The following is a 13,972-nucleotide window of genomic DNA, read 5'->3' as shown; positions in this document are numbered from 1 at the left end:
ATTAGCTCAGTGAACCACGTGTCTCCAGCTAACACAACACCTTGTTGCGATAAGGTTGACCCATGACCTCGACACCACAACGGCCCGGAGGGCGTAGCGCCAGGGTGCGCGAGGCCGTCCTGGCGGCCACCGCGGCCGAACTGTCCGAACGCGGATTTGCAGCGATCACCATCGAGGACATAGCCGCCCGTTCCGGAGTCCACAAGACCACGATCTACCGGCGATGGAGCACGCTGTCCCAACTGGTGGCCGACGCGGCCGTCGAGGTATCGGCAACCACCGTCCCCATCCCGGATACCGGTTCCATCGAATCCGACCTGCGCGAGATGGCCAGATCGATAGTCGCACTGGTGACAAGCGAGTCGGGCGGCGCGTTGGTGGCTGCACTGTTCTCGGACGCGGTTCGTACGCCAGAAGTGGCGAGACTCAAGCGCGAGTTCTATTCCGCACGTTACGAACTGGCCGACATCGTGGTCCGCCGAGCAGTCGAACGCGGGGAAATCTCCGAGAAGGTCTCAGCTGCTGATCTTCTGGCGGCCGTCGCCGCGCCCATCTACTATCGCCTGTTGGTCGCCGATCTACCTGTCGACCAGTCGGTTGCCGATCGCGCTGCTGCCGGCGCGCTCGCTGCGGCGCACGCCGGAGCACTCGATCAGACCGAATGAGCCAGTGAATTCAGCGCTTCCACGATTGCCTCGTTGAATCCACCCCCGCCATGCCCGGCGTCGTCGAGCACCACCAACTCACTGCCCGGCCAACGCTGGTGGATCGCCGAGGCAGTGTCGAGTGGTCCGGAAATGTCATACCGGCCGTGCACGAGAATCGCCGGAATCTCGGCGAGACGGTCCATTCCGTCCAGGATCTGATTCGGCGCGAGGAAGCAATCGTTGGCCCAGTAGTGCGTGACCAGCCTGGTCATCACCCGACGGAAGTCCGGATTCTGGTATCGAACACTCGGAGTCCACCCTGGCATCAGCGACACATGTACGTCTTCCCAGCGGCACCACTGCACCGCAGCATTTTCCCGCACAACAGGATCCGGATCGGCGAGCAGTCGCGCGTATGCCGCGGGGAGGTTCCCGTCACGCTCTTCCACCGGCAGCGGCGCGACGAACTCTTCCCATTCACGCGGAAATATCCTGCCCATGGCACGGGTGATCCATTCGATTTCCACTCTCGTCCCGCCGGTGATCGCGCCCAAAGCCATCGCGATCACCCGCTCGGGAAACGCTTGGGCGTACACCAGACCCAAACTGACGCCCCAAGAAAGGCCGGAAACGATCCATCGTTCGATACCGAGATGTTCACGAAGACGCTCGATGTCGTCGAGGATGTGCGCCGTCGTGTTCACGGTGAGATCGACGTCCGGGCTACTCGCGAGAGGAAGGCTGCGCCCACAGCCTCGTTGATCGAACAGAACTGCGCGAAAGGTTTCGGGATCGAAAAAACGCCTGGCACCGACAGTGCACCCGGAACCGGGGCCACCGTGGAGATAGAGAACCGGGACGCCGGCCGGGTTACCGACGGTCTCCCAGTAGAGGCTCTGACCATCGGGCACTTCCAACAGTCCCGACTCGTACGGTTCGACGGGCGGGTACAGGACAGCGCTCATAGGCGGTAATTCTTCCATCAACCGACGTGTCCGGTAAGCAGCACGCGTCCGGGCTATGGCCTAGCGTGGACAGGACACCTCTGCGACGGGAGTACACCAGATGCGTGATGGGTTCAGGTTGCCGGGGTACGGCGGCGCCGCGGTATTCCTTCGCAGTCATGCGGTACCCGCCGCTGTCTTCGAATCCGACGTACCCACACTCGTTTTCGACGTAGGCCTGCTCAGCCCCGATCGGTTCAATCAGTATCTCAGCAGACACACCGACGAAGGATTTGTCGAACGGCTGGCGGCGTTCTTCTTTCACGCGGCCGCAGACTTTCATCCCGAGAAATCGCTTCCGGCGTTCACCGACGAACGACTCGGACTGATGATCTCGGTCTGTTCCAGCACCGATCGAGAGGTGGAACTCGACTTCTCACTCGCCGAGGATCCCGAATCGGAGGACACCGAACGCGACGAGATGACCTTCGAGACAAGCCGAGTCGTCCTCGCGACCTCGGCTCAAACGGTTTCTCGACTCACCGGTGGAGTAACCACCCACTTCGACGGAGAGTGGTGACGACATGGGTTTCCTCTTCGAGGTTCTCGATTTTCCCGACGGCAGTCGGATGACCGACCTGTGGAACAACACGTGGGCCGAGCCTTCAACCGGAGAGGAGATCGCGTCCGGCCACTTCATTCACCTCGGAGACGATCAGCACGTCGACGTGGAGACAGATTTTCTCAGTAGTCACCTGCCATTCAACGTGGCAGGCTTCGGCGGAGTCTTTCCCGACGGCAAACCCTGGATGTTCGTCATGCAGAAGGCACCGGCCGACCTCGCGAGCAGGCTGCGCGGTGAGGACGATCCACATTCGCTTCTGCGCGGATCACTCGACCGCGCCATGTCTTTCAACCCCGATGCACTGGTGGCCGAGGAATTGTCCTGGAGGCATGACGATCTGGTGAAGGTGTACGAGGAAGAGGGGATCCCAGCAGCATCCATCGCCGGCTGGTCGGCCGCGGACCTCCTGCGCGGCCTTTTGGCGCAGTGTTGCAATGCCGAACTTGCCGCCGTCGTCGCCGGATACCCCGAATGTGCCTACCCCGAATCGGCGCATGCGTGCGAAGCAGACGTGTTCTCCGACGTGTTCGCCGGTTGGGTCAGCGGACTGCGGTGATGTGACGGAGGAGACCCCACCCTCTCCATATTTCGGAGTAGACTCATTTATGAGCGTGATCCGAAATGAGACGAGGTGAGCGGGATGACGAAATCGGACCAAGAGTTGGGTCGTCGTGAACGCAACAAACTCGAGAAGCAGACACGCATCTTCGACGCCGCGGCCGAACTGTTCGCGGAAAAGGGCTACAGCGCAGTCACAACTCAAGAAATTGCCGATCGCGCCGATGTAGCCGGTGGCACCCTCTTTCGTTACGCCGCAAGCAAAGCCGAGCTACTGCTCATGGTGTACAACGCGGAGTACCGCAAGCAGATCGAACTGGGAGAAGAGCGTGAGGCCAAATCGACGGGCACAGAAGATCGTGTACTCGAGCTGGTTTCACCCCTGCTGATCGCGAGTCGCCGAAACGACGAGAACACCGGTATCTACCAACGCGAAGTGTTGTTCGGCGAGCCCAGCGAATGTTTCCGGGCCGAAGGTCTGGAACTCTCGCAGCGCCTGCAAACGCGGATTGCGCAAATCTTGCTCGAGGGGCACCCCAACCACACCACCCGAACCATCACTGCAGCGCGAACGATTTCCAACGTGCTGCACTTCGAAATAGCCCGCGCGGCATTGGACCGGATCACGGCTGACGAACTCACGAACATCGTTGCCGCACAAGTTCGATTGACGCTTGCCGGACTACCCACCGAAAAGGATTGAGGATCGAAAATGACTGAACTGAAGCAGATCACCGTTCTGGGTACCGGAGTTCTCGGCTCGCAGATCGCCTATCAGACCGCCTATCACGGATTCGACGTCGTCGCGTACGACATCAACGCCGAGGTCATCGAGAAGGCCAAGGCTCGGTTCGACTCGTTGGCCGCGGCCTACAAGGCCGAAAACGTCGAGGGCGCCAAGGAAGGCAAGGCCGACGAAGCGCTACAACGTATTACGTACTCGTACGACCTCGCCGAAGCCGTGACCAAGGCCGATCTTGTCATCGAGGCAATTCCCGAGGACATCGCCATCAAGCGCGACACCTACGAGAAGCTCGCCGCAGTAGCTCCGGAGCACACGGTGTTCGCAACCAACTCCTCGACGCTTCTGCCGAGCGACCTCAAGGAGTTCACCGGCCGCCCCGAGAAGTTCCTCGCACTGCACTTCGCAAATCACGTGTGGGTCAACAACACTGCCGAGGTCATGGGCACCGAGTCCACCGACCCCGCCGTGTACCGCGAGGTCGTCGAATTCGCGAAGAACATCGGCATGGTGCCGATCGAACTCAAGAAGGAGAAGGCGGGCTACGTACTCAACTCGCTCCTGGTCCCGCTCCTCAATGCAGCATCCGACCTGCTGATCGACGGCATCGCCGATCCCGACATGGTCGACAAGACGTGGCGTATCGGCACCGGAGCCCCGTTCGGCCCCTTCCAGATCATGGATGTCGTCGGGTTGACCACTGTCTACAACATCTCCTCCCAGGGCGGCGAGAAGCAGCGCGCGTTCGCCGACTACATCAAGAAGAACTACATCGACGAAGGCAAGCTCGGCGTCGCTGTCGGCGAGGGCTTCTACAACTACAAAGGCTGATCAACTGCAGGGCTGATCAACCAACAGGCTCACCGCGCGGTGGCTACGACGTGAATTCACGTGGTAGCCACCGCGCGGACGTCTGTTGTCAGTAAGTCCGAAACCACCCTGAGCGATTGTGACGCAAGCTTCTTCACGTGCGAACCCATCCTCAGGAGAGATCCCCACATGCGTCGTTCCGCCATCTCGGCACTCACAACACTGGTACTGCTCGGCGCCGGAACACTGGTCAGCACAGCCGCTGTCGCCGCTCCCCTCGCGTGTGACGGAATCTCCACCGGTTCGTTCTCAGGCTCCGCCGGCGGCTCGGAGTACCTGTGCGCCAAAGAAGGTGACCTTCTGGACGTGCGCATCGGCGACGTTCATGCGACGCAGCCTTCCCTCGGCTACGACGAGGTGTACTACAAGCTCGGGCGATACACGCTCGGAAAAGACACGATCAACAAGAAGTTCGACGACTGGTGCGAGGCGAACGGCCAGATCCAGGCTGCGACCGCTACTCCCGCCTCGACGCTGAAGGACCCGTCGTCCTTCACCTGCCAGATTCCAGTGGGTCAGGAAACCGCCGAGAGCATCGCGCCCATGAAGACCGTGGTCGTCGGACCCCGCGGCGATCTCTACCTGACCGACGGTCACCACACCCTCACGTCCTTCATCGAGACGGCCGACGGAGGCCCCGACCTGCACGTGCGACTGCGGGTTCTCGGCAACCTCAGCGGCCTGAGTGAAGGCGCCTTCTGGACCGAGATGGAAAAGAACAAGTGGGTCTGGTCGCGTGACGTGGACGGAAACCAGGTACCGGTCCAGTCCCTGCCGAAGAGCGTCGGCCTGGCCAACTTCGCCGACGACAAGTACCGCAGCCTGATGTACTTCTCCCGCGACATCGGATTCGCCGCCGGTACGATCCCGTTCCAGGAGTTCTACTGGGGTGCGTGGGTCCGCGACGCCGCGCCCGTCGACCTCACCAACTGGAATCGCGACGACCTCTCCAGCTACCTGGCCACCGTGAAGTCGGTGACCAAAGCACAGACCGCGTTGGCGGGCGATGCCGTCGTCGACAGCGGGTTCACGGCTACCGATCTCGGAGTCCTGCCGGCCTGGAACGACGGCAAAGCGGAGTCAAAGGGCGAGTTCGGAAAGCTGTCGAAGCCGTACACAGACGACAAGCCGGGCAAGATCGCCTACGCACTTGCCTACAAAGCAACCCTCTGACCTGCTCGGATCCAAGTCACACCCAGCAAACTTGACTAAGGTAAGCCTCTACTCAGTAGTCTGATCCCATTCGGGTGCCGCTTCATCGAAGCAGCGACGCCCTGCCCTGACGGAAACCATGCCGTCGTATCTGCCCGGTCGATCAATCTCCGGGCAACCAGGACAGGGAGAAGGTTGCTGCAGTGAGCACGTCCATCGTCGGTTTGTACGACCCCGCAGATGACAAGAGCAGTTGCGGGGTCGGGTTCATCACGCGCAAGGACGGCGTGCAGACCCACGATGTCCTGATCAAGGGCAGCGAAGCGCTCTGCTCGGTTCCGCACCGCGGCGGTATGTCCTCCGAGGGCGTCGGCGACGGCGGCGGCGTCTCGGTGGACCTCTCCCTCCGGTTCTTCCGCAAGGTAACCGGGCGCCCCGACCTTCGCGCCGGACGCTTCTGCGTCGGCAACTTCTTCCTTCCGGACGACGACGCCCAGCATGCACGCGCTGCCGCCCTGGTCGAACGTGAACTTCTCGATCGCGGTTTCACCACTCTCGCAGTGCGCGACGTCCCGGTCGACAACTCGGCGATTCGGCCGGCCGCGATCGCGCATCAACTTCCGGTCAGGCAGTGGATTTTCGAGGTCCCCACTCCGCGTCCCGAGCCTGCGGTAGTCGATCGCCTCGTGCACGAGGCCCTGCTCGCCATCGAGGCAATCGCGTACAACACGCCTGCACTACGCGGTTTGTACCCACTGTCCCTCAGCGCGAGGACTCAGGTTCTCAAGGGCCGCTTGAACTCCGACGAAGTGATCCCGTACTTCCGCGACCTGGTCGACCCCGATCACGCTGTCCACACGATGTACTTCCACACGCGATTCTCGACCAACACGGACCCGCATCCCACGATGGCGCAGCCGTTCCGATTCATGGCTCACAACGGAGAACTGAACACCGACAAGAAGAATCGGCTCTCCGAAGCAGCGGTGGCAAGCGCAAAACGACGTGCGATCGTCCGTCCGCCCGGTCAGTCCGACAGTTGCCGACTCGATCAGACTCTGGAAGCACGCGTCATCGAGGACAGCGTCGATTTGGTGACAGCTGTGGTCTCGATGATGCCCCCTGCCTGGGAAAACGACACCACTCTCTCCCCCGCAGTGCGTGCGATGTTCGAGTACTTCTCGCTGTACGAGGAGAAGAACGACGGACCGGCAGCGCTGGTGTTCGGCGACGGCACCATCATCGGCGCCCGACTGGACCGCCTCGGCCTGCGTCCACTTCGCACGATCGAGACACACGACTACGTGTGCGCATTCTCCGAAGCCGGACAGATCGCGTTCGCACCCGAGACGGTGATTCACCGTGGACGCGTCGAGGCCGGCGGAATGCTGTACTTCGATCATCGCGATCGCCATACCTACACTGCCCGTGAAGCTCTGGAAAAGATCGCCGCACAGCGTGACTACCAGTCTCTGCTGGAGCAGTCCCGAATCCTGATCGAAGACATCCCCGCTGTACCTGCGGAGAAGGTCAGCTCACCGACGCGCTACAACGGAATGTTCGAGGTTCATCAGCGCTACATGGCGTACTCCCTGGATCAGGAGAGTTTCAAATTCCTGATGGATCCGATGCTCACGCACGGAGCCGAGAAGGTATCGGCCATGGGTTACGGCAACGCCATCAACGCGTTTTCCGATCGTGAAGGCGGTGTGGCACGCTACTTCTCGCAGCGATTCGCGCAGGTCACCAACCCTCCGCTGGACAGCATCCGGGAAGCGGATGGCATGACCCTCCGGGTTGCGTTGGGCGCGAAGATGACCGCCGGACAGGGCAAGCAGATCGTCATCTCGTCGCCGATCCTCGGGCATCTGGACATGCTCAAGATCCGCGAACAGAAGCACACCCCGCATCGCCGATTCGAAATGCTCTACCCCGCCGCGGGTGACGCGCAGGCGATGGTTGACGCGATGACCGCGCTCGGCGACGCGGTTGTCGCCTTCGCGGCCGAACAGGGCGGAATCGCAGTCCTGACCGACCGGCACGTATCTCATGAGCGCGCAACGCTTCCCGCGATCATGGTCGTCGGAGCACTGAACCAACGCCTCATCGACGCAGGCCTGCGATTGCGTGTCTCTCTCATCGTGGAGAGTGGCCAGATCGAGTCCTCGCACCACGTTGCCGCTGCGCTCGGATTCGGTGCTTCCGCTGTCTACCCCTTGTCCGTTCAGTTGCGAGCCGAGGAGAAGTTCGCTGCCGACCCGGATGCCGCCTTCCGACGCTTCGCGAAGGCTGCCGAGAAGTCCCTCATGAAGACGATGGGACGCGTCGGCCTGTGCACCGTCGAGAGCTACATCGGCGGAGAATTCTTCGAACCCAACTTCCTCGATACGTCCGACCCTGTTCTGCGCCAGTGGTTCCCCAACATGAAGTCACCGGTGGGTGGCGTCGGTTTCGACACCGTCGCGGTGACCTCGAAGCAGTGGCACGAGCGTGCAAGTGAAGTCGAGGGTGAAAAGGACCTGCCACTGCTCGGCCTGTTCAAGGAGCGCGCAGACGGCGCGGGGCATTCGTTCGGTACCACCGCAGTCCGCAAGTACGTCGAACTCACCGAAGAGAAGATCGCGTTCGACAGTCCCTCAGGTACCGAACAATTCGATGCTCTACGCCTGCTTCCGCTCGGGCGACTCGACGATGCATTCCGCCTCGATGCCGGGGCCTACCGGGCAACGAGTTTCGACCGGTTGACCACCGAACAGATCGACGACTTCGACATCACTACCGGGTACCGTGATTTTTCGACTGTGATGGCCGCGGAACGATCGCGTCGGCCCGCAGCGTTGCGCGACGTCATCTCTGTTCCCGGCGACGTCACGTTTGCGGTCACGACAGCCGAGTTCGCCGAGCAGATCAGCCGATTCTCGGTGCACGGCAACACAACGATCGTGATGCGCGGAGTCCAGTGTGAATCCGCCGCAGACGACCGGTACACGCTTAGCCTGGACGGTCCACTGGCCGGTGACAGCGCGCGAGCAAAAGCGCTCGGCGACGCTCTCTGCGCCACCTTTGCCGCCGATATCACCATTGAAGCCATCACACCGGATCTTGCGCTGAGGGCAACCGGCATCGGGGCAGAGTTCCTGTCCAAGCTGAGGGTCGCACCGGCAGGTGTTCCTCTCTCCGAGGTACAGAGCGCCAGCGACATCACCCCGAAGTTGGCGTCGGGTGCCATGAGTCATGGCGCACTGAACGCTCCGGCGCACGAAGCCGTCGCACACGGCACGAACATGGTCGGCGCGATGTCCAACAGCGGCGAAGGCGGCGAACACCTTTCGCGCTACAACACGATTCGTGCGTCGCGCATCAAGCAGTTTGCATCCGGACGCTTCGGAATCTGGGCGGGATACCTCGCCGACCCGATGCTCGAAGAGATCGAGATCAAACTCGGCCAGGGCGCAAAACCCGGTGAGGGCGGGCAGCTTCCGGCCGCCAAGGTCACCGTCGACATTGCTGCTGCCCGCGGCGGAACGCCCGGCGTCGAACTGGTATCGCCGCCGCCGCACCACGACACCTACTCCATCGAGGACCTCGCTCAGCTCATCCACGACTGTAAGGCAGCGCGCATCCGGGTGATCGTGAAGTTGGTGTCCTCGGAAGGAATCGGCACCATCGCCGTCGGTGTCGCCAAGGCCGGCGCCGACGTCATCAACGTCGCCGGAAACACCGGTGGCACCGGCGCCGCTTCGGTGACCAGCCTCAAGTACGCGGGTCGTGCGGCCGAGGTCGGTATCGCGGAGGTCCATCAAGCTTTGTGTGCCAACGGGCTTCGCCAGAAAGTCGTTCTGCGATGCTCGGGCGCGCATCAGACCGGCAGCGACATCATCACTTCCGCGCTACTGGGCGCAGACAGCTTCGAGTTCGGTACGTCTGCGCTGATGATGATGGGCTGCGTCATGGCCAAGAACTGCAACATCAAGTGTCCGGCCGGTCTGACCACCAACCCGGAACTGTTCGACGGCGATCCCCGCGCCATGGCGCAGTACCTTCTCAACATCGCTCACGAAACTCGTGAACTGCTCGCGAATCTGGGAATGCGATCCCTTCAGGAAGCGCGGGGTCGAACTGATCTCCTGCATCTGCTCGATCACCCGTCCATCGTCGGCAATCTGAAACTGGACGCGATGTTCGAGTCCGCCCCGAACATCACCGTCGACAATCCCGTGTACCTCGAGCGTGAGTACGCGCTCGACGAGAAGATCATGGACGAGGTTCGCACGGTGCTCTTCAACCGTGGCGAGGCCTCGGTCGCCGTGTCCGGATCTGAATTCGCCGAAGGTGCACTGCACCTGGGTAACCGGAACAAGAGCGTCGGTGGGCAGTTGGCGATCGACCTCGAACGCGAACTCAACTACGGAGCGGCCGGCCTTCTCGCTCCGGGGGTACTGACTGACGAGCGTGGGCGACGATATCTGGCTCCGGGCAGCGTGCGCGTCCTGACGACCGGATCTGCTGGCCTGTCGTTCGGCGCATTCTGCAACGACGGCATGCACCTGGAACACACCGGGACATGTAACGACGGTGTGGGAAAGAGCATGAGCGGCGGCGTGATTGCCGTGCGCAGCCCAGGCGGCGGCTCCAGTGACGCCGGCGGAAACGTGTTGATCGGCAACTTCGCGCTCTTCGGCGCCACCGGCGGACGAGTGTTCGTCGAAGGTGAAGCAGGCGATCGCTTTGCAGTTCGCAACTCCGGCGCCAGTGCTGTCGTCGAAGGTGTCGGCGACTTCGCCGGCGAGTACATGACCAACGGTGCTGTCGTGAATCTCGGCGAGTTCGGCAAGGGTGTCGGCAACGGCATGAGCGGCGGGTTCTTCTACCAGTACGACCCTCGCGGCGAACTGGCACTGCGAGCAAGTACCGATTCCGTACTGCTCGGTTCGATCACCGCTGCGACCGATCCTCTAGCCGCCGTCCACAACCACGCGGTACAACTCCTGCTCGAACTGCATGTGGAAGCAACGGGATCCGCACTCGGAACCCGACTGCTCGAGAACTGGGAAGTCGAACAGCACTCGTTCGTCTACGCCATGCCCAAGGCATTGATGCTTTACCAGGACAGCGATGCAATCCTGGCTGCGAAGTCGCACAAAGAGCTTCTCGAAGAATTGGCGTCCGCCATCGCAGCACGTCAGGTCCGCACGTTCAAACTCGCAGTGCGCGATGGGCGCCCCGCGCTGAACGGAGCAGTCCCCGCCTATGGCGAGACCGATACCGCGACGATGTATGCGCTGCTCAGTGCGTACACCGTGCTTCACTTCGCACAACAACTCGCCGCCGCCCGCACGCCGGGTGCGTCCGGACCCGACGATCCAGCAGTGCAGAAGGCGGCCCGAAACCTGGTGCTGACCGAGGACTTCGCCCTCGTCCAGCACTTGGTCAAGTACTCGAAAGAGATTCTCGCCGGCTACGACGACGAACAGTTGGCTGCGTTGATTGCAGCCAAGCGCGTCGACGACTACAAGCAGGCGCTGAGCCTGCGCAACGTGTTGGCCATGGACAGCCCGGCGACGTACGGCTGGATTCTGTTTCAAGACAACAAGAATCGGGACAAGCTCGGATCACTGCCGAACTTCGACGAACTGTTCGCTTCGCGCACGATCCCCGACCTGGTGTCCTGACCTCCTCCCCCGAACGTAGGTGAGCTTCAAAATGGAAATCCCGTACATCCCCGAATACGCACCGTTCAACGGCGACCAACGCGCGTGGCTTTCCGGATTCCTGGCCGGTCTACACTCACGAACTGTCATGCCCGGTCAAACCGGTGCTGCAACAGCGACAGTGGAGAGAACTGCCGGCACGGCAGTGCACATCCTCTACGGAAGCCAGACCGGCAACGCGGAGTCCGTGGCCGAAGACGCGGCCGCAGCTGCTCGTGCCCACGGTCTCGAACCACTTGTCGCGGGTCTGGACACCGTGGATATCAATGCACTTTCCGCCATGCGCCGGGTGCTCGTCATCACCTCCACCTACGGCGAGGGCGAGATGCCTGACAACGCGCAGCTGTTCTGGGATGCAGTCGAATCCGAGAGTGCGCCCCGGCTGGAGGGTCTCTACTTCGGAGTACTCGCACTCGGTGACACCAGCTACGACGGGTACTGCCAGTCGGGAAAGAACATCGACGCCCGCTTCGAAGCGCTCGGCGGGACCCGGGTTGTCGACCGCACCGATTGCGACGTCGACTACGAGGATGCTGCTGCCGAGTGGATCGTTCGGGCCGTCGCTGCGGTGGCCGGTGTCGACGGTGATGCGGGAGCCGCTGCCGCGCCGGTTACGTCCGCTCCGACGAAGACCAAGTCCCAGTGGACTCGCAAGAACCCTTATCCTGCAACCGTCCTCGCCAACCGACTGTTGTCCGGCGAGGACTCCGCCAAGGAAGTCCGCCACTTCACCTTTGCGCTCGGCGAGGACGGTCTGGACTACGAGGCCGGAGATGGATTGGGCATCCGCCCGATCAACGACCCCGCTCTGGTCGAGGCGATCATCCTTCAGCTCGGTGCGAGCAGTGACTACGTCGTCACCGCGAAAGACGGCTCGTCCGCACCGTTGGACCAGGTGTTGACCAGCGACTACGAGATCTCGATTCCCTCGCGCGATTTGATCGAAGACATCGCCCGACGCAGCGGCGACGCCGAACTGCAGCACATTCTCGACACGGAAGATCGGGAAGCGCTCGATGCGTGGCTGTGGGGCAAGGACGTTCTCGATCTCCTGCAGTTGGACAACAGCATTCGATTGAATCCCGAAGATCTGCTTGCACTTCTGCGCCCGCTGCAACATCGGGTCTATTCGATCTCCTCCAGCCCGCTGGCCCACGACGGCACCGTGCATCTGACGGTAGCGAGTGTGCGCTACCGCTCGGGCGAGCGGGACCGCGGCGGCGTCTGCTCGACGTACCTGGCGGACCGCGTCGGCGAGGGAGATCGGGTCGGAGTTTTTGTCTCCAAGAACAATTCGTTCCGCCTACCTGCCGATGACACTGCTCCCGTCGTGATGATCGGACCCGGCACCGGTATCGCACCCTTCCGCGCTTTCCTGCACGAGCGTCGCGCACGCAACGCGTCGGGGCAGAATTGGCTTTTCTTCGGCGATCAGCATCAGTCGAGTGACTTCATCTACGAGGACGAGTTGAACGGTCTGACCCGTGACGGTGTCCTGACGCGTCTCGATCTGGCATTCTCGCGTGATCAGTCCGAGAAGGTCTACGTCCAGACTCGTATGCGCGAGCATGGCCGAGACTTGTTCGACTGGCTCGAAAACGGTGCGCACGTGTACGTCTGCGGCGACGCAACCCGGATGGCGAAGGACGTCGACGACGCGTTGCACGAGGTGGTCGCCGAGCACGGTGGGTTGGATGCGGACGCCGCCGAGGATTACGTCAACAACCTCAAACGATCGAAGCGGTATCTACGGGATGTCTACTGAGATGTGCCCGCACCGTGGCGAATGCCGTTGCGCAGCTTTGGCGCGCATGTCGGACCTGGACGCACTGCTTGCGCGTCCAGGGTTCCGCGGCGGACTGATCGACACCGCACCTGAGGTAGTCGGCAAAATGTTGCCGCTCTTGGACGACGCCGTAGCGATCACCGTTGCAGGTCCGGTGGCTGTCAACGACTCGGGCAAGTACGCCGTTCCAGCAGTTCCCGGCGATCCGCTGGTCTGCACGCCCGGACTCGTCTCTCTACGTTTGATCCCTTCTACCCTCGGTTCGGTGGTGACCACTGACGCAGAACAGCACCTGCCCCCGACGCTTCGGATGTTCGATACCCACGGATCAAGTTCACACACTACGTATTTGACCCCGACCTCGGATCGTCTCGCCTTCGAAGCGATGCGAACTGCACCGAGCACCGTGAGGGAAACAAGCCCTCCCGTCCAGACATCGAATACTCCCGCATTCTGGGCCGAGGCCGATCAGCTGGCACAGCTCGACTTCATCCTCGCGGACAGCGGCAGCGAACGTCGTAGCGGCTTGGTCGCTCTGGGTGCCCTCGGCTACCGGCGAGTCGATCCTCACCTCATGGCTGCCGGGATGGAGCACCTGTCTTACCACCAACTGCCCGTCACGAGTGTGGTCGCCGGCAACGGCTGCCTGCAGATCCACCGCGGTGATCTCGACGCCGCAGCCATGTTCGGCGGGACATTGACTCTAGCCTCGGACACCTGCCGAACGATGATCGATCTGAACGGCGTCTCGGAGTGTTGGCTGACCCGCACCCACGGAGTGCACGGCTTGACGACGTCTGTCGAGGTGTACGACTTCCGCCGCAAGTGCGTAGCCGTGTTCACTCAGACTGGCCCAACCGAATCCGCGGTCATGGCCGTATGGGAAGACGTCATGAGTTCCATTTCGGCCGCATCCTGAAGACCGAAGTACGACCCA

At 62.0% G+C, this 13,972-nt stretch carries 10 protein-coding genes; 9 read left to right on the top strand and 1 reads right to left on the bottom strand.

Annotated features, from left to right (window positions below; genetic code table 11):
• Positions 1-62: 62 nt before the first annotated feature.
• Positions 63-665, top strand: a complete 603-nt coding sequence (locus QM596_RS01420; protein WP_020909567.1) for a TetR/AcrR family transcriptional regulator — start codon at positions 63-65, stop codon at positions 663-665.
• Here QM596_RS01420 and pip read toward each other — a convergent pair.
• On the bottom strand, positions 653-1,612 hold the full coding sequence (gene pip / locus QM596_RS01415) for a prolyl aminopeptidase (RefSeq protein WP_283307891.1): 960 nt from the start codon (positions 1,610-1,612) through the stop codon (positions 653-655). The genes QM596_RS01420 and pip overlap by 13 nt on opposite strands.
• Positions 1,613-1,712: 100 nt before the next feature.
• Between pip and QM596_RS01410 the strand changes: the two genes are divergently transcribed.
• The 8 genes from QM596_RS01410 to QM596_RS01375 all read left to right on the top strand — a co-directional run bounded on the left by QM596_RS01410 (position 1,713) and on the right by QM596_RS01375 (position 13,954).
• Positions 1,713-2,171 (top strand): hypothetical protein, encoded by a 459-nt coding sequence (locus QM596_RS01410; RefSeq protein ID WP_019745870.1) that lies wholly within the window; start codon positions 1,713-1,715, stop codon positions 2,169-2,171.
• A 4-nt stretch (positions 2,172-2,175) separates the two neighbouring features.
• Positions 2,176-2,772 (top strand): hypothetical protein, encoded by a 597-nt coding sequence (locus QM596_RS01405; RefSeq protein ID WP_046379528.1) that lies wholly within the window; start codon positions 2,176-2,178, stop codon positions 2,770-2,772.
• Positions 2,773-2,856: 84 nt separating this feature from the next.
• The gene (locus tag QM596_RS01400; RefSeq protein ID WP_021333352.1) at positions 2,857-3,477 is read left to right on the top strand and encodes a TetR/AcrR family transcriptional regulator; all 621 of its coding nucleotides are present in this window, start codon (positions 2,857-2,859) and stop codon (positions 3,475-3,477) included.
• A 9-nt stretch (positions 3,478-3,486) separates the two neighbouring features.
• On the top strand, positions 3,487-4,347 hold the full coding sequence (locus QM596_RS01395; RefSeq protein ID WP_069145366.1) for a 3-hydroxyacyl-CoA dehydrogenase: 861 nt from the start codon (positions 3,487-3,489) through the stop codon (positions 4,345-4,347).
• A gap of 168 nt (positions 4,348-4,515) precedes the next feature.
• A complete protein-coding gene (locus tag QM596_RS01390) occupies positions 4,516-5,559 on the top strand; it encodes a ParB/Srx family N-terminal domain-containing protein (protein WP_283307890.1) in 1,044 nt (347 codons plus the stop codon).
• A gap of 182 nt (positions 5,560-5,741) precedes the next feature.
• Positions 5,742-11,210, top strand: coding sequence for a glutamate synthase-related protein (locus QM596_RS01385; RefSeq protein WP_283307889.1), 5,469 nt, complete (start codon positions 5,742-5,744; stop codon positions 11,208-11,210).
• 31 nt (positions 11,211-11,241) lie between these two features.
• Entirely contained in the window at positions 11,242-13,014 is a 1,773-nt protein-coding gene (locus tag QM596_RS01380) for a sulfite reductase subunit alpha (RefSeq protein WP_283307888.1), read from the top strand.
• 46 nt (positions 13,015-13,060) lie between these two features.
• Positions 13,061-13,954, top strand: a complete 894-nt coding sequence (locus tag QM596_RS01375) for a ChuX/HutX family heme-like substrate-binding protein (protein ID WP_283307887.1) — start codon at positions 13,061-13,063, stop codon at positions 13,952-13,954.
• Positions 13,955-13,972: the final 18 nt, after the last annotated feature.

Origin of the sequence: Rhodococcus sp. IEGM 1406 (genome assembly GCF_030056745.1) — a bacterium.
Classification (GTDB): domain Bacteria; phylum Actinomycetota; class Actinomycetes; order Mycobacteriales; family Mycobacteriaceae; genus Rhodococcus_F; species Rhodococcus_F erythropolis.
Note: the sequence above shows the minus strand (reverse complement) of the source record. Positions and strands in the feature narration are given on the sequence as shown.